Genomic DNA, 19,182 nt, shown 5'->3' with positions numbered 1-19,182 from the left:
CAGTTCACCACGACCCGCGCCGATTTGCACCCGCCCGGCCGCTCCGGTGGCCTGTCTCGAGAGACATGTGATAACCCGCGAGCGAGCCGGCGACCGGCCAGGCCAGGTCCTTACGGGTTGCTGGCGAGGATCGCCTTGCAGCTGCCCGCCTCGCAGGCGCAGCGGCCCCCGCAGTCCATCGTGTCGGGCGCGCACTGCATCGTGCACATCACGTCGGTGCAGTCGGGCTTCTGCGCCGCCGGCACGCAGCTGGCCGGGTGACAGCACGAGGCCGGGACGCAGTCGGCGTCGACGGTGCACTCGCCCTCGCCGCCCGCGCTCACCGGCGCCGGCTTCGGCTCGACCGCCGGCGGCGCCTCGGCCACCGGCGGCGGCTCGGCCGCGGGCTTCGGCGCGCAGGCGGTCGCGACCAGGCCGAACAGCGCCACGCCGAGGCGACCGCGGGACCACACCGAGAATTCGTTCGAGAGACGGACGTGCATGCGCAGCCTGTATGCCGCGGAACGCTCCCGTGTTCCACGACCGAACTCACCTGCCGGCGACGCGACCTGCCTCCCCCGACGCCGCCGTCGAGCTCGCCCTGCACCCCCCATCCCCGGCGGCGAACCCGCGAACATCGACGCCCTGCCTCTCGGGACAGATGACGCTCGATGCCCGGGATCGAAGACGAGGCGCTGTACCGCTTTCACTCGCGAGCCCCGCGCGTGGGGCTCACATCGGCGGGATGCAGATCTCGCCGCCCTCGATCTGCGAGTTGGTGCGGAACGTGTTGAGCGACTGCCACCACGGCTTCTCGAACTGCGGGATCTTGCCGTCCTCGCGCACGTTGGTGACGTGGTACGTGTGCTGGTTCCAGATCCGTCGCGGCTGGATCCACCGGTCCTCGACGTCGCGGATCACCTGCACCGTCGGCGCCGACTGGTTGCCGCTCCAGCCCGAGTCGGACACCACCACGATCTCGGCCGACCCGTCGTTGTCGACGTCGGCGACCACCGGGTACTCCGCCAGCGTCTTGGCGCTGCGCGGCACGTTGAGCAGCGGCTGACCGTCGCCGTCGAACACGTAGAGGTTGTTCTCGTCGGCGTACATCGCCTCGGCCACGCCGTTGCCGTCGAAGTCGAACGCCGTGCCGGCTGCCCAGCCGCTGGCGTCGACGATGGGCGCGATCCAGTTGACCGTCAGGTCGCCCTCGAACATCACGTACGAGTTGGCCGCGCTGGTCGCCACCTCCGACACGTTGTCGCCGTCGAAGTCGTGCACCGTGCCCGGGCGGAACCACGACGAGCCGCCGCCGGGCGCCTGGTTCTGGTACTTGATCGCGCCGGTGTGCTCGAGCAGCGTCAACCCCCCGCTGCTGTTGACCATGATCTCGGGCTCGGGGTCGGCGTCGAGGTTGGCGACCTGGGCGAAGCCGTGCTGGAGGCCCGGGTTCGAGTAGTAGACGGTGCCGTCGTGGTGGTACGCGTTGGCGCCGATGACGATCTCGAGGTCGCCGTCGCCGTCGAGGTCGGCCGCGACGGTGGTGAAGTTCTCGGCGAACTGATTCTCCGGCAAGGTCACCACGGTCTGGCCGTTGTGGTCGATGATCAGCTTGTCCATGCTGATCTCGACGTCGCCGTCGTTGTCGAGGTCGGCCAGGGTGATCGCGCCGCCCTGGCTGTGCGACACGGGCGTGTTGTTCTGCCACTTGACGGTGCCGTCGTGTTCGAACGCGATCGCCATCGAGGGCCCGCCGAAGCCCGGCCCGACGGCGGCGATGATCTCGGGCAGGCCGTCGTCGTCGATGTCGCCGATCGCCGGGTTGATCGACCACGTCACCGCGGTCGGGATCATGAAGTGCAGCGCTCCGGTCGCGCCGTCGAGCACGTAGATGTGGCCCGGGTTGGAGAACTGGGTCGCCAGCACGACCACGTCGGGCGTGTCGCACAGGTCGATCTCGCCGTCGCCGTTGTCGTCGGTCAGGTTGGCCACGAGCGGCGTCACCAGCGACTCCTTCTCCAGCCCGGGCCCGTTCCAGCTCCACTGCACGGCGGGCTCGAACGCGTCGGGCGGGGCCTTCATCGTGCAGTCGCCGACGCCGCCCATGTCGTCGTCGGTCGCCTTGCACACGTCGACCGGGTTGCCCGTGGTCCCCGGCGCCTCGGTGTCCTCGCCGATGTCGAACTTCGTCCCCGTGGTCCCGTCGCTCTCGCTGCTCGGCATCGACGTCCCGGTGGTCTCGCTCGCGCCGGTGGTGGTCGTCGACGTCGGCACCCCGGTCGCGCTGTCGGAGACGGTCCCCTCGGTGTCCGTCGCGCTGGCGCTGCCCGAATCGCTGGTGGTCGGCGCCGTCATCGTCGCGCCCGTCATCGTCATCGTCGCGCCGGTCTGGCTGACGCCGCCCTGGGTGGCCGTGGCGCCGTCGTCGTCACCGCAGGCCGCGAGCAAGAGAGACACCGTCACCGGGAGTAACCGAGTCATATTGCGCATGCCGGCGACGATACGCCGGCCACCTGGTCGCTACCAGCGAGGATTTATCTGTCCCAAGAGACACCTACTCACCCGCGCCCGCAGACGGCCCGCTCGCTGCAGGCGCGGGCATGTTCACACCCGCGCTCGCGCCCGCATGCTCCGCGCTCCCGACCGCGAGCGATCACCGCGACACCGGCGCGAACACGTCGGCCTCGATCTCGATCAGCATCGCCGGGTCGATCAGCCGCCGCACCTCGACCATCGTCGTCGTCGGCCGGTGCTCCTGGAAGAACTCCGCGTGGGCCCGCCCGAACTCGGCCCAGCGGGCGATGTCGGTCACGAACATCCGCGTCCGCACGACGCGGGTGCGGTCGGTCCCGAGCGGCCGCAGCGCCCGCTCGATCAGCTCGAGGCAGCGGGCCGCCTGCGCGTACGCGTCGCCGGGCGCGAACACGCCGCCGCCGGCCTCGTCGATCGGCGCCGTACCTGTCACAAAGACCATGTCACCGGCCCGCAGCGCGCGGCAGTAGCCGACCTGCTGCTCCCACGGCGCGCGCGAGTAGATCCGCTCGAATTCCGTCTGGCTCACGCCGGCACGCTAGCACGCGCGGGCGCGGGCGCGACCGCCTCGCCGGCGCACACGCGCCGGCGCACCGCAGCCACGAGCCCCCACAGCCGCCGCGGCGCGCCGTCGATCGCCAGCGCTCGCAAGGTCGCCCGGTGGTCGACGAGCACCACGACGCAGGCGGCCGCCGCGACCACGAACCACGCCAGGCTGAAGACCGCCCGCCGCCACGCCGACGCGGTCTGCAGGCGGAAGAACGCGCAGTGGAACTCGAGGTGGGCCTGCTCGTCGCCGCAGATCTCGCTCAACGCCTGGCCGATCGGACAGGCGCCGAGGCGCTCGGCGAGCAGGCCGTAGAAGCCGATGCCGATGACCTCGGCGACCAGCAACACGAGCAGCTTGAGGCGCAGGCCGAGCAGTCGGCGGCCGCGCACGAACAGGCGGTCGGTCCAGGCGGACCGGCGCAGCGAGCCGCCGAGCCCGCGCACCATCGCCGCGAGGATCCGCGCGTGCCGGCCCTCCTCCTTGACGAACAGCTTCAGCGCCGCGCGGTAGTCGGCGTCGACCCCCGCCAGGCGCGCGCGCTCGATCTCCTGCACGATCCGCCCCTCGCCGCTCTCACCGACCTGGAAGATCGCCAGCGACCGCATCAACGGCCCGCGCCAGGCCGCCGCGATCCCCTCGGCGTCGACCGGCGGCAACGGCCTGCGCGCGTTGACCTCGAAGTACTCTCTCCACCGGCTCCACATGCGAGCGCCTCCTGCGCTCGCTCATACGCCGGCCCTCGCGCGGCCCATACCGGTCAACTCCGCGAACGGTCGCAACCGCGGCGCGAACGGTCGGAGCGCGCAGGCGGCTCGAACGCGGCCGGGCGGCCGCCGCTCACCACTTGTAAAAGCCCTGCCCCGACTTCTTGCCGAGCTTGCCGGCCGCGACCATCTCGCGGAGCAGCGCCGGCGGGCGGAAGTGGTCGCCCTGTTGCAGGTTCGCGGCCAGGTACTCGGCGATGTTGAGGCGCACGTCGAGCCCGACCAGGTCGGTGAGCTTGAGCGGGCCCATCGGGAACCCGTAGCCGAGGCACATCGCCTTGTCGATGTCCTCCGCCGACGCGACGTTCTCCTCGACCATGCGGATCGCCTCGAGCCCGATCACGAGCCCGAGCCGGCTGGTCGCAAAGCCAGGCGAGTCGCGGACGACGATGCAGTCCTTGCCGAGCTTCGCGCCCCAGGCCTGCACCGCCGCCAGCACCTCGGGCGCGGTCTGCTGCCCGACCACGATCTCGAGCAGCTTCATGACGTGGACCGGGTTGAAGAAGTGCGTCCCGATCACCCGCTCCGGGTGCGGCAGCCCCGACGCGATCGCCGTCACGCTGAGCGAGCTGGTGTTGGTCGCCAGCACCGCCGTGCTCGCCACGTGCGCCGCGACCTGCGTGAACAGCTCCTGCTTCAGCGCCAGCTTCTCCGGCACCGCCTCGACGACGATGTCGGCGCCGGTCACCGCCGCCGCCAGCTCGCTCTCGCCGCGCAGCGCCGCCAGCGTGGCCGCGCGCTGGGCCTCGGTGACCTTGCCCTTGGCGACCCCGCCGTCGAGGTTCGCGCGGATCTTGCTCAGACCGGCCTCGACCAGGTCGGCGCGGACGTCGAAGAGTCGGGTCTGGTAGCCGGCGGCGGCGGCGACCTGGGCGATCCCGTGGCCCATGGTGCCGGCGCCGATCACGGCGACGGTGGAGATCGATGCGGACGCTGTCATGGCGCCCGGTTATAGCCCGAGGCCGCCGGCAAAATTCGAGGCGCCCGCGTGAGGCCGTGCGAGCGAGCGGCCGACGGGCGAAGCCGCCGCGCCCGGACGTCCGGTCGCACGGCGACCAAATCAAAAACGCCGAGGAGAGCATCCTCGGCGTTGGTGCGAAGGGAGGGACTCGAACCCTCACAGGTTACCCCACTAGATCCTTAGTCTAGCGCGTCTACCAATTCCGCCACCTTCGCGTGGCTGTTTGGCCGTCCCCCTGGGCTCGCCCAGGGGAGGCGCTGTGTATCACATGTTCGGCGGGGGAGGCAAGCTCTCCCCGACGACGTGGAGCTTGAGGAGGTTCACGGACTTGTGATCTTTCACCGGGTAGCCGAGGGTGATTACGACGCGGTCTCCGCGCGCCAGCATCCCGCGGCTGAGGATGAGCCTGTCGATGTCGACGAAGATGCTGTTCCCGTGGGGGCTGGACACCGTGAACAGCACCGGGACCACGCCCCAGTAGACGGCGAGCGCCTGGTAGGTGGCGGGGTTGGGGGTGAACGCGAAGATGGGGACGCGCGGGCGGTAGTCGCTGACGAGCCGGGCGATCCCGCCGGACACGGTGTACGTCACGATCGCCTTGGTGTCGGGCAGCGACTTGCAGCAGACCACGGCGGCGCGGGCGATCGCGTTGGTCGAGTGGCCGAGGTCGAGGTCGGACGGCTCCCGCCAGTAGCGCTCCTGGCGTTCGATCGAGCGGATGATCTTGTCCATCGTGTGCACGGCCTGCAGCGGGTACGCGCCCGAGGCTGTCTCTCCGGACAGCATCACCGCGTCGGAGCCGTCGAGCACCGCGTTGGCGACGTCGGACGCCTCGGCGCGGGTCGGCCGCGGGTTTCGGATCATCGAGTCGAGCATCTGCGTCGCCGTGATGACCAGCTTGCCGGAGCGGTTGGCCAGCTCGATGCCCTGCTTCTGGATCACCGGCACCTCCTCGGGCCCGATCTCCACCCCGAGGTCGCCGCGGGCGATCATGATCCCGTTCGACACCTCGAGGATCGACTTCAGGTTGGTCACCGCCTCGGGCTTCTCGATCTTGGCCACGATCGGGACCACGCGGCCGAACTCCTCCATCATCGTCCGCACCGCCAGCACGTCCTCGGGCTGGCGCACGAACGAGATCGCCACCAGGTCGACGCCGAGCTCGAGCGCGAAGCGCAGGTCCTCCTTGTCCTTCTCCGTCATCGACGGCAGCGACAGGTGGACCCCCGGCAGGTTGACGCCCTTGCGCGACGTCAGCACCCCGCCGGTCACCACCGACGTCTTGATCTCGGGCCCCTCGACGCCGGTGACGCGCAGCTCGAGCGCCCCGTCGTCCATGAGGATACGGTCGCCCGGCTTGACCTCGCCGGCCATCTGCGGATAGTCGACCGTCACGCGGCCCGGCTCGACCTTGGCCGCGGGGTCGACGCTGAGGACGAACTCGTCGTTGACCTTGAGCTCGAACCCCGGCGCGGGGATCTTGCCGACGCGGATCTTCGGCCCCTGCAGGTCGCCGAGCACCGCCACCGCGATGTCGCGCGCCGACGCCTCGCTGCGGATCGTCTGGAACACCCGCGTGTGGTCCTCGTGCGACCCGTGCGAGAAGTTGAGGCGGGCGACGTTCATGCCGGCCGAGATGAGCGCGCCGATCTGATCCTGGCTCGAGGGACCGATCGTGCAGACGATCTTGGCGCGGCGAAGAGGCGGAAGCGACATGGCGCGCATCATGCCATGACGCCCCCGCCCCGCCACATCCCGTCCCGGTGACGCGTTTGCCACGGCGCACACTCCGACCCGCGCACCGCGCGCATCCGCCCGTCCGGCCGCGTCACGCGCCCGAACCTCATGATACGCTCGCGCTCATGAGCGCCGTCGCGGAGCAGCCCGAGCCGTCCGAGCCCGCCGGGGCCGACACCGGCTTCAAACTGCGCCGGCTCGAGATCGAGAACTTCAAGGCGATCGACAAGCTCACGCTCGAGCTCCCCGCACCGCTGATGGAAGACGACCCGGACGTCTTCGTCATCGGCAGCAAGAACGGCGTCGGCAAGACGAGCATCCTCGAGGCGTGCGTGCTCCTCACGTTCGCCGCCTTGATGCGGCCAGCGTTCTTCAAGCTTACCGAGAGCAAAAAATACTCCTTGCGGGACTACTTCATCCGTGGGGAAGCCGCTGCGTTCCGGCTTCAAGGCTCCTTCCCGTCACTGAGAAGAAAGGGTTCACATTGCGAGGTCATCCTCCCCGCAAAGAGCCAACCGCAGGTGAACGGCACAACCAAAGATCCTTCGATTCCTCCTCGCGCAGGCCGGCCTCTTCGAGAACATCCGTGCATCTTCCGTCGAGGAGACCGCTCGAGTCTTCGAGGAGCTCTTCAAGGAGTTCGCGGACGCCAAGCTCGCCAAGCTCCGCACTCAGCCCAACAACGCGCTGGATATTCGCGTCCAGCCCCTCTCCGGCGGCGAGTCCTTCTCCGTCGATGCGCTCAGCTCCGGCCAGAAGGAGATGATCACGACGCTCTTCCTGACCTGGTATCAAACTCGTGATGAGCCGGCATCGTCCTGATCGACGAGCCGGAGCTGCACCTGAACGCCGAGTGGCAGGTCAAGTTCGTCCGTCTCCTGTTTAAACTCGCGCCGAAGAACCAGTACATCTTCGCCACGCACTCGGAGTTCATCTTCCGCTCGGTCCAGGAGGACCGGCGGATCCTCATCGGTCCTCAGGGTTGAGGCATGGCCGTCGTCGTCTCGCCGTCCGCACAGCAGATCAACCAGGGCGCTCGGCACACCCTCTTCGTCGAGGGCAAGTTCGACGCCGACGTCCTGACCGCCTTCTTCGAGGCCCACCCGCTCGGAGACAAGCTGCTCCACGTCGTTCCGTTCGGTCCCAGCTTCCGCTCGTCAAGGGGCCGTTCGAGCAGCAGCCCGACGACCTGCGCGCGCTGCACGAGCTCCTGCGCACGCGCATCGGCGCGCCTGTCGTTTGAGCTCACCAGCGCGAGTAGAGCGACCCGAGCTCGACCGGCGTGTTCACGCCGAAGCTGTTGCTGATCGACGTGATGCACACGTGCTTGTGGTTCGCCGGGTCGACGATGACCTCGCACGGCGCGCCGGCGACGAGCAGCGACTGCAGCGTCTCCGGCACCACGATGGCGACCTCGAGCTGCACCTCGCCTGTCGGCAGCGCGACCTTCAGCGTCACCGGGCGCACGAAGATCGTCAGCGATCCCTGGCGCGACGAGACATGCCCTGCGCCCACCGACAGGATCGTGCCGGTCGCCTTCGTCCCGCTCGCGCGCAGCTGGTCGTGCGCGGCCTCGCCGGAGTTGGTCACGAGGCCGCTCACCAACCAGATGAAGAGCCCCAGGACCACGACCGAGACGCTGAACCCAAACACCTGACGAGTGTAGTCATTCGCAGGCGCGACATGGCCGCACTCGTGAACGTCCGCGCGCGCGCGATTGCGACGCGCGCACGCACTCGCCACCGCGGCTCGAGCACCGGCATCGCGGGGAATTACCCGCGCCCGTCTCCGGCCCCGACGAACCGCCCAGCGGGGGCCGCGAGGCCTGCCGCTTGCGCACGCGCGCGGCGACGCGGCGGGCGCGTGCGCCTGGTATGTTCGCTCTCACGTCCCGGAGGTCGTCATGCGCACTCTCGTCTCGCTGGTCCTGTTCGCTCCGCTGAGTCTCGTCGCCTGCTCCGACACCAAGGATCCGCTCGACGGCCTCACCGCCGTGCCCGACACCAGCGGCGGCGACACGACCAGCGGCGGCGGCACCGACGGGCCGACGAGCAGCGACGGCGGCAGCGCCTCGATGAGCGCGAGCGGCAACCCTGCGACCTCGGCGACCTCGACCGGCGACCCGCCGGACCCGACCGGCAGCAGCGCCACGACCTCGGCCTCGAGCCCGGGGGGCGATCCGACCTCGGCCACGAGCACCACCGCCGATCCCGGCGATCCCTACGGCCAGGCGCGGCAGTTGTGCGTCGACACCATCAACATGTACCGCGCCACCATCGGCCTGCCGCCGTATCAGCGCTGGAGCGACGCCGAGACCTGCTCCGACGACGAGGCCGCTGCCGACGCGCAGAGCGGCACGCCGCACGGCGCCTTCGGCCAGTGCGGCGAGTTCGCCCAGAACGAGTGTCCCGGGTGGCCGAGCCCGGCCGAGCAGTCGCTGCCCGACTGCCTGGCTCAGATGTGGGCCGAGGGTCCGGGCGAGGACTTCCAGATGCACGGGCACTACATCAACATGTCGAGCACCGACTACACCATGGTCGCCTGCGGCTTCGCCGACATCGGCGGCGAGCTGTGGATGGTGCAGAACTTCAAGTGACGGCCGAGCCTGTTCGCGGCGGCGGTGGCCGCGAATTGCCGCCTTGCGCCGCCCGCGAATTGTGATCGACGTCGCAAAGGCGCTAGACTCGGCTCGATGCGCGAACTGTTCGCCGTGGCCCTGCCGGGGCTGGAGCCGCTGGTCGCCGCCGAGCTCGACGAGCTCGGCCTCGGGCCGGCGCGCGTCGTGCCGGGCGGCGTCGGCTTCCGCGGCGACTGGGCCGCGCTGGTCGCCGCCAACCTGCACCTTCGGACAGCCACGCGCGTGCTCGTCCGCCTGGCCGAGTTCCCGGCCACCAGCTTCGCCGTGCTGTCGCGGCGGCTGGTCGACATCGCCTGGGAGGACCTGTTCCCGCCGCACGCCCCCGTGCGCCTGGCCGTGCGGGCCACCGCCCACAAGTCGCGCCTCTACCACACCGGTGCGATCGCCGAGGGCGTCCACCTCGCCGTCGCCGCGCGCCTCGGCGGCCACGTCGAGCTCGCGCGGCCCCACGACGACGCCGAAGATGGCCCCGAGGTCAGCTCCTCGCATTCGACCGTGCTGCTGGTGGTCCGCCTCGAGCGCGACCGCTGCACCGTCAGCGTCGACAGCTCCGGCGACCCGCTGCACCGCCGCGGCTACCGCCTCGCCACCGCCAAGGCCCCGCTGCGCCCGACCCTCGCCGCCGCCCTGCTCGCCGCCGTCGGCTGGCGCCCGGGCGAGCCGCTGCTCGACCCCTTCTGCGGCTCCGGCACGATCGCTATCGAGGCCGCGCTGCAGGCCCACGGCATCCCGGCCGGGGCCCTGCGCGACTTCTCGTGCGCCCGCTGGCCGGCGCTCGCCGCCGCCTATCCGGCGCTGCGCCGGGCCGCGACGAGGCTGTCCCGAGCGCCATGTCCTTACGCGCCGATCGTCGCCTCCGACCGCGACGAGGGCGCCGTCGCGGCCGCGCGCGCCAACGCCCAGCGGGCCGGGGTCGACGCCGCGATCGCCTTCTCCGTGCGGCCCTTCGCCGCCTGCGAGCCGTTCAGCGCGCGCGGCCTGCTCCTGACCAACCCGCCCTACGGCGTCCGCGTCGGCCGCACACGCACGTTGCGCGACCTCTACGCCCACATCGGGCACGTCCTTCGGGACAGGTTCCCCGCCTGGCGCACCGCCTTGCTCTGTCCGCCCGACCTGCGCGTGACCGTCGGCGTCGATCTGCGGCCGGTCCTGAGCACGCGCACCGGCGGGCTCGCGGTCGAGCTCGCCCTCGCGGAACAGCAGCGGGCCGACCTCCGGCTGCGCGGGTGAGGCCAAGCGGCCGCGTGGTACCCTCGCCGCGTGTTCACGCTGCACGCCTTTCACCCGACGCGCGGGCACTGGAACGAGACCGACCTCGCGACCATCCCGGGCCTGCTGGCGGCGCCCGACGTCACGATCTGGCTCGACCTCCAGGACCCGACCGAGGACGAGGCGCGCGTGCTCTCGGAGGTGTTCCACTTCCACCCGCTGGCCATCGAGGACATGCTCCACGACTACGGCCACCCCAAGCTCGACGTCTACGACGACTACGTGTTCCTCATCGTCCACGGCATCGACTTCCACAGCCTCGACCTGATCGACAACTTCGTCGTCAACACGCTCGAGCTCGACATCTTCGCCGGCCCGCGCTACGTCGTCACCCACCACGCCGAGAACACCCTGCGCTCGGTCAGCGAGCTGCACCGCGACGTGTGCGACCCGTGTCATCGCCCGTGGATCTCCGTGCGCGTGCTGCACCGCCTGCTCGACCGGCTGGTCGACAATTACTTGCCGGTCATGGACAAGATCGGCGCTCGCCTCGACGCGCTGGAGGACCTCATCATCCACCGACCCGAGCCGGAGCACCTCGAGCTCGTGCTCGACGCCAAGAAGGTCATCAACCGCCTGCGCCGGATCACCGGTCACCAGCGGCTGATCTTGGAGTCGCTTGCGCGCGGCCACATCGACCTCATCCCGCGCGACAGCATCGCCTTCTTCCGCGACATCTACGACCACTTCGTGCGCGTCGCCGACCTCAGCGAGGCCAACCGCGAGGGCGTGCAGGCGGCCGTCGAGGCCTACCTCTCGGTCTCGGCCAACAAGACCAACGAGATCATGAAGGTCCTGACCCAGATCTCGACCGTCATGCTGCCCCTGACCTTCATCGCCGGCATCTACGGCATGAACTTCGACATCATGCCCGAGCTGCGGTGGAGCTTCGGCTACCCGTTCGCCCTCGGGCTGATGGCGCTCACCGCCGCCGGGCTCATCTTCTGGTTCCGGCGGCGCCACTGGCTGTGATTCCCGGCGGCGGACCGTGGCGCTGCGGCGGTCCCGGCCGTGACGCGAATCGACGCTCGCCCGCCTGCACCCCGCGAAGTTGATCTCGCGGGGCGGGCGGTGGTACATCCCGGAGGGGAGGGCCTCTTATGGTCTTCGAGCCGCGTCTCCGTGAACTCACCCGAACCGCGCTGACCCTCGTGTTGGCCGGGGGGCGCGGCAGCCGCCTCGCCGCCCTGACCGATCGCCGGGCCAAGCCTGCCGTCTACTTCGGCGGCAAGTTCCGCATCATCGACTTCGCGCTGTCGAACGCGATCAACTCGGGGTTCCGCAGGATCTCCGTGCTGACGCAGTACAAGTCGCACAGCCTCCTGCGCCACCTGCAGCGCGGCTGGAGCTTCCTGCGCGGCGAGATGGACGAGTTCGTCGACCTCTTGCCGGCGCAGCAGCGGCTCAACGAGGAGAACTGGTACCGCGGCACGGCCGACGCCGTGTGGCAGAACCTCGACATCTTCCACAGCCTGCGGCCCTCGCACGTCATCATCCTCGCCGGCGATCACATCTACAAGATGGACTACGGCAAGATGCTGTGGCAGCACGTGACCCGCGGCGCCGACGTGACGGTGGCCTGCTTCGAGGTCCCGCGCAAGGACGCCAGCGCGTTCGGGGTCATGGCGGTCGACCCCGGCGGGCGCGTGGTCCGGTTCGTCGAGAAGCCGGCCGACCCGCCGCACCTGCCTGGCAACCCGGAGATGTCGCTGGCGAGCATGGGCATCTACGTGTTCAACGGCAACTTCCTGTTCGACCAGCTGCGCCGCGACGCCGAGGATCCGAACTCGAACCACGACTTCGGCAAGGACATCATCCCCCACCTCGTCCAGGGCCGGGCCAGCGTGTTCGCGCACCGCTTCCAGGAGAGCTGCGTCGTCAGCGAGGCCGGGGGCACGCCGTACTGGCGCGACGTCGGCACCGTCGACGCCTACTGGGAGGCCAACATCGACCTCACCAACATCATCCCGCCGCTCGACCTGTACGACCCGCAGTGGCGGATCTGGACGTATCAGGAGCAGCTGCCGCCGGCCAAGTTCGTCCACGACGAGGACAACCGGCGCGGCCAGTGCCTCGGCAGCATGGTCTCGGGCGGCTGCATCATCTCCGGCTCGCTGGTGCGGCGCAGCCTCTTGTTCTCCAACGTCCGCTGTCACTCCTACTCGAAGCTCGAGGGCGCCGTGGTGCTGCCCGACGTGGTCGTCAACCGCAGCGCGCGGCTGACCAAGGTCGTCGTCGACCGCGGCGTCGAGATCCCCGAGGGCCTGGTGGTCGGCGAGGACCCGCAGGAGGACGCGCGCCGGTTCCTCCGCACCAGCGGTGGCGTCACCCTGATCACGCGTGAGATGATCGACCGGCTGTAGCGATCACGAGCTTTTTCCGCATGCGCGTCCTGTTCGTCGCCTCCGAAGTCTATCCCCTCGTCAAGACCGGCGGCCTGGCCGACGTGGTCGGCGCCTTGCCGATCGCGCTGGCCGAGCTCGGCGTCGACGTCCGCGTCCTCGTGCCCGGCTACCCCAAGGTGCTCGCCGGGCTGCACGCGCGCGGCCGCGAGGTCGAGCTCCACGGCCTCGTCGGCGGCGCGGCCAAATTGATGTACGGCCGCGTCGGTCGGCTCGAGCTGCTCGTGCTCGACGCGCCGCACCTGTACAATCGGCCAGGTAATCCCTACGTCGACGAGCACGGGCGCGACTTCGGCGACAACCACCTCCGCTTCGGCGCCCTGTGCCAGGCCGCCGCGTGGCTGGCCGGACCCGACGGCGGCGAGCGCTGGCGGCCGGAGCTGATCCACGGCCACGACTGGCAGAGCGGCCTCACGCCGGCCTACGTCGCGCTGATGCCCCCGCAGCAGCGCCCCGCCACGATCACCACGATCCACAACCTCGCCTACCAGGGTGTCTTCCGCGCCGAGACCATGGGCGCGCTGCGGCTGCCCGGCTCGATGTTCGACATCCACGGCGTCGAGTTCCACGGCCACCTCGGCTTCCTCAAGGCCGGCCTCTGGTACAGCGACAAGATCACCACCGTCAGCCCGACCTACGCCCGGCAGATCCAGACCGAGGCCTACGGCCACGGCCTGCACGGCCTGCTGCGTCGGCGCGACGCCGACCTCTACGGCATCCTGAACGGCATCGACACCGCCGTGTGGGACCCCGCCAGCGACAAGCACCTGCCGGCCACGTACAGCGTCGACGACCTCGCCGGCAAGCGGATCGGCAAGCGCGCGCTGCAGCTCGAGCTCGGGCTTCACCCCGACCCCGACGCGCCCCTGTTCGTGGTCGTCAGCCGGCTCGTCACCATGAAGGGCCTCGATCTGCTGCTCAGCGCCGGGCGCTCGATCCTCGAGCGCGGCGGTCAGCTCGCCGTCCTCGGCTCCGGCGAGGAGCGCCTCGTCGACGGCTTCGCCCACGCCGCGCGCCTCAACCCCGGCCGCGTCGCCTACCGCGGCGGCTACGACGAGCCGCTCGCCCACCGCATGCAGGCCGGCGGCGACGCCATCATCATCCCCTCGCGCACCGAGCCGTGCGGCCTCACGCAGATGTACGGCCTGCGCTACGGCACCGTCCCGGTGGTGCGCCGCACCGGCGGCCTCGCCGACAGCGTGGTCGACACCACCCCCGAGACCCTGAGCGTCGGCCTCGCCACCGGCGTCGTCTTCAACGACATCGACGCCTCCGCGCTCGCGTGGGCGCTGGGCCGCACGATCGCCCTCTACCACAACCGCCCGGTGTGGCAGCAGATCGTCCGCAACGGCATGGAGCAGGACTTCAGCTGGCGCCGCAGCGCCGCCCGCTACCTCGACCTCTACCACCGCGCCCTCGGCCGCTGAGCGCGCTCCGCCTCGCCGGCCCCGGTTTGCGGTAGCCTCCGCGCGTGGCGGAACTCCAGCTCGACCCCGAGGCGCTCGAGGCCCTGGTCCAGGCGCGCATGCCGTTCGGCAAGTACCAGGGCGTCGCGCTGCTCGACCTGCCCGAGCCGTACCTGGTGTGGTTCTCGCGCCAGGGCTTCCCGCCGGGCAAGCTCGGCCAGCAGCTCGCGCTCACGCTCGAGATCAAGACCAACGGCCTCGAGCGGCTGCTCAAGCCTCTACGCTGACATCGACTACGTCCACACCCGCGAGATCGCCGCGCCGTGGACCAGGCCGGTGCGCGCGTCGATGCCGGCGTGGATGAAGAGCCCGTCGACGCTGTCGCTATTCGGATACTCGTAGAAGTACATGCCGGCGCTCTCGGTCCAGAACAGAGCGTCGACCCGCATGAGCTGGTCGGCCTTGATCTCGAGCGGGTAGTCGCCGTCGCCGCGCTGGGCGCCGACGCGGCCCCAGCCGTCGTGGGCCCAGCAGTAGTACCAGGTGACTCCGGTCTCCGGGACCTCGAAGGCCGTGAACGGGTCCTGGCAGGGGTCGACCGGGAAGTGCTGCGTGTGCACGAACTCGCGGATGAACGGCGCGCGGGCGAGGTAGGCGAGCAGCGTCGCGTGCAGCGAGCCGTCGACCGCCGGCAGCTCGAAGAAGTCGAGGTCCGGATCGCCCTCGTCGCTCGGGTTCCGGATCGTAAAGCCGTGCCCCTGCAGCGCCCGCACATAGGCGGCGAACGAGGGCACTTCGTGGTGGAACAGCTGCAGCACCTCCTGCGCCCGCACGAAGATCCGGTCGGGGTACTTGGCCAGCGCCTTCTGCGGCGGCTTCGCCCGCCCGTGCACGACGACCTCCACGCCCGCCATCATCTTGCTCGACACTCCCCTGGCGCCGAGCGCGTAGAGCATCGAGCGGTGGAGATCGTAGTCGTCGACCTCGGCGACGTGCACGCTCTTGCCGGCGATGACGGCGGCGGCGAGGCCGGGCGGCGCCGCGTCGGGCTGGAAGTGAGCGGCGGTCGAGTGGCGCTTGAGCGGGGGCGTCATGTTCACATCGACCTCATATCACGGTGCAACAGCTCGCGGCCTCACCGGTCGGCCCGGAAGCGCTCCGCCAGCCGCTCCCGTTTGAAATAGGCCACCAGGTGGTCGACGAACGCCCGCGTCTTGGCGGGCAGCAGCTTCTGCCCGCCGAAGTAGACGAAGATCGCGCCCGCGTCGGCGTACCACCTCGGCAGCACGCGGACGAGCGCGCCGCTGTCGAAGTGGGGCACCGTGTGCGGCATGCTGATGAGGCCGACGCCGAGGCCGGCGAGGGTCGCCTGGCAGACCGCCTCCATGTCGTTGAACACGATCCGTGGGCGCGGCTCGAACGTCGCCTCGTCGCCCGTCTTGCTGCGGAACGACCACGTGCGCACGCGGCCCGACTGCGGCGAGCGCAGCACGATCCCGTCGTGACGGGCCAGCTCGGCCGGCGACTTTGGTGCACCGTGGCGAGCGAGGTACGCCGGTGACGCGGCCGCGACGATGTGCGCGCGGGCCAGCTCGCGCGCCACGATCCCCGAGCGCAGCTCGATCGCCGCGCCGATGGCCGCGTCGAATTTGTCCGCCACGAGATCGACCTGGCGGTTGTCGAGGTGCCAGTCGGGCGTGATCGCCGGATACTTCTCAAGAAATCCCGCGAGCATCGGCAGGATGTAGTCGCGCCCGAACGTCGGCGACATGCTCACCCGCAGCGTGCCGGCCGGCTCGCGCTGCGCGCTGGCGAGGCCGGCGATCGCCGCCTGCAGCGTGTGCAGCCCGCTCGCCGCCTCGCGCAGGAACAGCTCGCCGGCCTCGGTCAGCTCGAGGCTCCGCGTCGTCCGCTGGAACAGGCGCACGCCGAGGCGCTCCTCGAGCTTCGCCACGCTCTTGCTGACCGCCGCCGGCGTCACCCCCAGCTTGCGCGCCGCCGCCGAGAAGCTGCCGGCCTCGGCGCTGTGAACGAAGCTCTCGATCGCGGCCAGGCTCTCCATGGGTGCGTGCTCCTGCAGGACTTTCAACTTTTGGTCAAAAGTGTTCCGACTGTCTTGTTACTACCGGGAAGTGCCGGCGGCAAGCATCTTCCTCGCATGACCACGACGCAGTCCGCCGCCACCACCCTCGCTTCCACCCCCACCAAGCTTCCGCTCGCCGGCAAGGTCGCCCTCGTCACCGGCGGTTCGCGGGGCATCGGCGCCGGCATCGTCCAGCGCCTCGTCCGCGACGGCGCCGCCGTCGTCTTCACCTACGCCGGCTCGAAGGACCGCGCCGACGCCCTCGTCGCCGAGCTCACCGCCGGCGACGGGCGCGTGCTCGCCATCGAGGCCGACAGCGGCGACGTCGACGCGGTGAAGCGGGCCGTCCAGCGCACGCGCGAGGCCTTCGGCCGCCTCGACATCCTCGTCAACAACGCCGCGATCGCCCGCACCGGCCAGCTCGTCGACGCCAGCGCCGACGACATCGAGCGCACGCTCGCCGTCAACGTGCGCGGCCCCGTCGTCGCCACCCAGGAGGCCCTGCGCCACATGGAGCGCGGCGGACGGATCATCAACATCGGCAGCATCAACAGCGAGTACGTCCCGTTCCCCGGCGCCTCGCTCTACGCCCTCAGCAAGGGCGCCCTGTCCGGCTTCACCCACGGCCTCGCCCGCGAGCTCGGCGCGCGCGGGATCACCATCAACAACATCCAGCCCGGCCCGGTCGACACCGACATGAACCCTGCCGACGGCCCGAACGGCGCCTGGCTGACCGGCCAGATCGCCGTGCAGCGGTTCGGCCACACCCGCGAAGTCGCCGGCCTCGTCGCCTACCTCGCCGGGGACGACGGCGCCTACGTCACCGGCGCCGACCTCCGCATCGACGGCGGCTTCGCGGCCTGAATCACCCGACTACCGCCATTCTCCAATCATCACACCATCCACGGAGACCTCGTCATGACCATCGGCATCATCGGCACCGGAGCGATCGGCCAGGCCCTTATTAAACATCTCGTGCGCGCCGGGCATCGCGTCCTCCTCAGCAACAGCCGCGGCCCCGAGTCGCTCGCCGACCTCGCGCGCGCGCTCGGGCCCGGCGCCCGCGCCGTCACCGTCCGCGAGGCCGCGACGGCCGACATCGTCTTCCTCGCCGTGCCGTGGAAGCACCTGCCCGCGGCGCTGAAGGGCCTGCCCGCGTGGGACGGCCGGATCGTCGTCGACCCGACCAACCCGCTCGGCCCGCCCGACTTCCGCGTGGCCGACCTCGGCGGCCGCACCTCGAGCGAGGTCGTCGCCGACATGGTCCCCGGCGCGCGCGTGGTCAAGGCGTTCAACACCCTCCCGCCGCCGGTCCTCGGCGCCGACCCGCGCCAGGGCGGAGGTCGCCGGGTGATCTTCATGTCGGGCGACGACCAGGCGGCCAAGGCGAAGGTCCGCGACCTCATCGACGGCCTCGGCTTCGCCCCGGTCGACCTCGGCAGCCTCGCCGAGGGCGGCAAGCTGCAGCAATTCCCGGGCGGTCCGCTGCCGACCCTCGACCTGCTCAAGCTCTAGCTAGCACGGCTGCTCGAAATGCCGCGGAGGCCGAGGTGCCAATCACATCGCTCGCGCCTCGGCGCTCGCGTTCGTCCCGGCGCGTCAGCGGAACAACGAATAATTCCAGGACATGCGGCTCCGCTGCCCGGGCGTGAACTCGTTTCGACACGTGTCGTTCGTATAATCCATGTAGTTGTGGATCGGATCGCTCCCGGACGCCTTGCAGCTGTCGCGGCTCGCGGGGCAGCCGGTCGCGGGGGACTGCTCGGCGGGAGTGTCACCGACGAAGTCGCCCAGGAACGAGCACCCGTTCTGGAACGTGTGATAGAGGCCCAGCCAGTGCCCGACCTCGTGCACCGCCGTCAACCCGCTGTTGAAGTTGACCGCGTGCCCGCCGGGGAAGGTCGCGCGGTCGACCACGATCCCGTCGTTCTGTGGGTCGCTCGAGTACCACCAGGGGAAGGTCGCCCAACCCAGCAGGCTCACCGCGTTCACCACGTACACGTTGAGTGTCCGCGCGCCGCCCTGGCGGAGCGCGCTCTTGGCCTCTGATTCGGCGGCGCTGTCCATCGCCATCAGGTGCCAGGCGCTCTTGCGGGTGCGCGTGACGCCGGCGCGCGAAAAGTCGAAGCCCGAGCCGGCGAAGGCCTTATTGAGCACATCGAGCTGCCGGGTGATCTGCGTCTCCGAGATATCGCCCGACCCGGCGTCGTCGCTGATCACATGGAAATAGACCGGGATTGTCGCCCGGGCCTCGGGATAGTGCGTCGCCGCGGTCACGCGTGCGCTGATATCCGCCTCCATCGCCGCGACCTCGAGCGACGTCGGGTGATTGCCGCAGCGGCCGTCGTGCGCCGGGCCGAGGGCGAATTCCTCGCCGCCGCAGGCCTCGCTCTCGCCGGCCTCGCAAACCTCGGTGTCGGCGGCCGCCTCGTCATACGCGGCCCCCTGTGCCGCCTCGCACGCCAGCACGCCCACACAGAGACCGACATGGCAATATCTCGTGATCTTCATACATATCCTCCCGCCCGAGAGGGCACGAATCCAGGTATGCCGGGATCGTGCAGGCGAGCCAGCGGCGGACCGACGGCAACGTCGGGCTCGCCACATCCTGCCGAGAATCACCGCCCGCGGAGGCCGGGCGCACACGCAGCCCAGACTCTACGGCCTCACGCCGACGCTGCGCGCAGGCGCAGCAGCTCACGGCACTCGCGGGTGCTCATCACCAGAGCAGCGTCCCGCACCGGCATGTCGACGACCTGTCTCTTCGGTCAGGCCCGGTGCACGAGCCTCTCGACTCACTCGAACAACGCTCTCCAATGGCAAGAGTCGGCGGCTGTGTCGCAGGGGCGGTCCTGCGCCGG

Annotated in this window: 20 protein-coding genes, 1 tRNA gene and 1 pseudogene; 9 read left to right on the top strand and 13 right to left on the bottom strand. The window is 70.3% G+C overall.

Annotated features, from left to right (window positions below; translation table 11 throughout):
- Positions 1 to 110: 110 nt before the first annotated feature.
- The 7 genes from K7C98_RS30615 to pyk form a co-directional block, all read right to left on the bottom strand.
- Positions 111 to 482, bottom strand: coding sequence for a hypothetical protein (locus K7C98_RS30615; RefSeq protein WP_224195346.1), 372 nt, complete (start codon positions 480 to 482; stop codon positions 111 to 113).
- Positions 483 to 711: 229 nt separating this feature from the next.
- Positions 712 to 2,436 carry an FG-GAP repeat domain-containing protein gene (locus K7C98_RS30610; protein ID WP_224195345.1) on the bottom strand — a complete coding sequence of 575 codons (1,725 nt, stop codon included), beginning with the start codon at positions 2,434 to 2,436 and terminating at the stop codon, positions 712 to 714.
- Between the two features lie 196 nt (positions 2,437 to 2,632).
- Positions 2,633 to 3,040 (bottom strand): RidA family protein, encoded by a 408-nt coding sequence (locus K7C98_RS30605; protein WP_224195344.1) that lies wholly within the window; start codon positions 3,038 to 3,040, stop codon positions 2,633 to 2,635.
- On the bottom strand, positions 3,037 to 3,765 hold the full coding sequence (locus K7C98_RS30600) for a hypothetical protein (RefSeq protein WP_224195343.1): 729 nt from the start codon (positions 3,763 to 3,765) through the stop codon (positions 3,037 to 3,039). The genes K7C98_RS30605 and K7C98_RS30600 overlap by 4 nt, the downstream gene beginning before the upstream one ends.
- 133 nt (positions 3,766 to 3,898) lie before the next feature.
- Positions 3,899 to 4,765 (bottom strand): 3-hydroxyacyl-CoA dehydrogenase family protein, encoded by an 867-nt coding sequence (locus tag K7C98_RS30595; protein WP_224195342.1) that lies wholly within the window; start codon positions 4,763 to 4,765, stop codon positions 3,899 to 3,901.
- 151 nt (positions 4,766 to 4,916) lie between these two features.
- A tRNA-Leu gene (locus tag K7C98_RS30590) sits at positions 4,917 to 5,001 on the bottom strand.
- A 49-nt stretch (positions 5,002 to 5,050) separates the two neighbouring features.
- On the bottom strand, positions 5,051 to 6,502 hold the full coding sequence (gene pyk / locus K7C98_RS30585; RefSeq protein ID WP_224195341.1) for a pyruvate kinase: 1,452 nt from the start codon (positions 6,500 to 6,502) through the stop codon (positions 5,051 to 5,053).
- 146 nt (positions 6,503 to 6,648) lie between these two features.
- Between pyk and K7C98_RS45550 the strand changes: the two are divergent.
- Positions 6,649 to 6,813: pseudogene (locus K7C98_RS45550) on the top strand (hypothetical protein); the annotation flags it as partial.
- Between the two features lie 202 nt (positions 6,814 to 7,015).
- Here the strand turns inward: K7C98_RS45550 and K7C98_RS30575 are convergent.
- The 3 genes from K7C98_RS30575 to K7C98_RS30565 all read right to left on the bottom strand — a co-directional run bounded on the left by K7C98_RS30575 (position 7,016) and on the right by K7C98_RS30565 (position 8,176).
- Positions 7,016 to 7,318, bottom strand: a complete 303-nt coding sequence (locus K7C98_RS30575) for a hypothetical protein (RefSeq protein WP_224195497.1) — start codon at positions 7,316 to 7,318, stop codon at positions 7,016 to 7,018.
- Positions 7,315 to 7,650: a hypothetical protein gene (locus K7C98_RS44025; RefSeq protein WP_263429954.1), complete on the bottom strand. Its 336-nt coding sequence runs from the start codon at positions 7,648 to 7,650 to the stop codon at positions 7,315 to 7,317. Before K7C98_RS44025 ends, K7C98_RS30575 begins: the two co-directional genes overlap by 4 nt.
- Before the next feature lie 118 nt (positions 7,651 to 7,768).
- Entirely contained in the window at positions 7,769 to 8,176 is a 408-nt protein-coding gene (locus K7C98_RS30565; protein WP_224195340.1) for a hypothetical protein, read from the bottom strand.
- 250 nt (positions 8,177 to 8,426) lie between these two features.
- On the opposite strand from K7C98_RS30565, the gene K7C98_RS30560 reads away from it, so the two are divergent.
- The 6 genes from K7C98_RS30560 to K7C98_RS30535 all read left to right on the top strand — a co-directional run bounded on the left by K7C98_RS30560 (position 8,427) and on the right by K7C98_RS30535 (position 14,525).
- On the top strand, positions 8,427 to 9,119 hold the full coding sequence (locus K7C98_RS30560; protein WP_224195339.1) for a CAP domain-containing protein: 693 nt from the start codon (positions 8,427 to 8,429) through the stop codon (positions 9,117 to 9,119).
- 96 nt (positions 9,120 to 9,215) lie between these two features.
- The gene (locus tag K7C98_RS30555; protein ID WP_224195338.1) at positions 9,216 to 10,391 is read left to right on the top strand and encodes a THUMP domain-containing class I SAM-dependent RNA methyltransferase; all 1,176 of its coding nucleotides are present in this window, start codon (positions 9,216 to 9,218) and stop codon (positions 10,389 to 10,391) included.
- 30 nt (positions 10,392 to 10,421) lie between these two features.
- Positions 10,422 to 11,402: a magnesium/cobalt transporter CorA gene (gene corA / locus K7C98_RS30550; protein WP_224195337.1), complete on the top strand. Its 981-nt coding sequence runs from the start codon at positions 10,422 to 10,424 to the stop codon at positions 11,400 to 11,402.
- A 128-nt stretch (positions 11,403 to 11,530) separates the two neighbouring features.
- A complete protein-coding gene (gene glgC, locus K7C98_RS30545) occupies positions 11,531 to 12,793 on the top strand; it encodes a glucose-1-phosphate adenylyltransferase (protein WP_224195336.1) in 1,263 nt (420 codons plus the stop codon).
- A gap of 20 nt (positions 12,794 to 12,813) precedes the next feature.
- The gene (glgA, locus tag K7C98_RS30540) at positions 12,814 to 14,259 is read left to right on the top strand and encodes a glycogen synthase GlgA (protein ID WP_224195335.1); all 1,446 of its coding nucleotides are present in this window, start codon (positions 12,814 to 12,816) and stop codon (positions 14,257 to 14,259) included.
- A 44-nt stretch (positions 14,260 to 14,303) separates the two neighbouring features.
- A complete protein-coding gene (locus K7C98_RS30535) occupies positions 14,304 to 14,525 on the top strand; it encodes a DUF3820 family protein (RefSeq protein ID WP_224195334.1) in 222 nt (73 codons plus the stop codon).
- A 6-nt stretch (positions 14,526 to 14,531) separates the two neighbouring features.
- Here K7C98_RS30535 and K7C98_RS30530 read toward each other — a convergent pair whose 3' ends face one another.
- Positions 14,532 to 15,338 carry a hypothetical protein gene (locus K7C98_RS30530; protein ID WP_224195333.1) on the bottom strand — a complete coding sequence of 269 codons (807 nt, stop codon included), beginning with the start codon at positions 15,336 to 15,338 and terminating at the stop codon, positions 14,532 to 14,534.
- 35 nt (positions 15,339 to 15,373) lie between these two features.
- A complete protein-coding gene (locus K7C98_RS30525) occupies positions 15,374 to 16,300 on the bottom strand; it encodes a LysR family transcriptional regulator (RefSeq protein ID WP_224195332.1) in 927 nt (308 codons plus the stop codon).
- Between the two features lie 96 nt (positions 16,301 to 16,396).
- Between K7C98_RS30525 and K7C98_RS30520 the strand changes: the two genes are divergently transcribed.
- Both K7C98_RS30520 and K7C98_RS30515 read left to right on the top strand, forming a co-directional pair.
- Positions 16,397 to 17,185 carry a 3-oxoacyl-ACP reductase family protein gene (locus tag K7C98_RS30520; RefSeq protein ID WP_224195331.1) on the top strand — a complete coding sequence of 263 codons (789 nt, stop codon included), beginning with the start codon at positions 16,397 to 16,399 and terminating at the stop codon, positions 17,183 to 17,185.
- Positions 17,186 to 17,239: 54 nt separating this feature from the next.
- A complete protein-coding gene (locus K7C98_RS30515) occupies positions 17,240 to 17,836 on the top strand; it encodes an NADPH-dependent F420 reductase (RefSeq protein ID WP_224195330.1) in 597 nt (198 codons plus the stop codon).
- Positions 17,837 to 17,920: 84 nt separating this feature from the next.
- Here K7C98_RS30515 and K7C98_RS30510 read toward each other — a convergent pair whose 3' ends face one another.
- Positions 17,921 to 18,832, bottom strand: coding sequence for a zinc metalloprotease (locus K7C98_RS30510; protein ID WP_224195329.1), 912 nt, complete (start codon positions 18,830 to 18,832; stop codon positions 17,921 to 17,923).
- Between the last annotated feature and the right edge of the window lie 350 nt (positions 18,833 to 19,182).

This window comes from Nannocystis pusilla (assembly GCF_020073745.1).
Classification (GTDB): Bacteria; Myxococcota_A; Polyangia; order Nannocystales; family Nannocystaceae; genus Nannocystis; species Nannocystis radixulma.
Note: the sequence above shows the minus strand (reverse complement) of the source record. Positions and strands in the feature narration are given on the sequence as shown.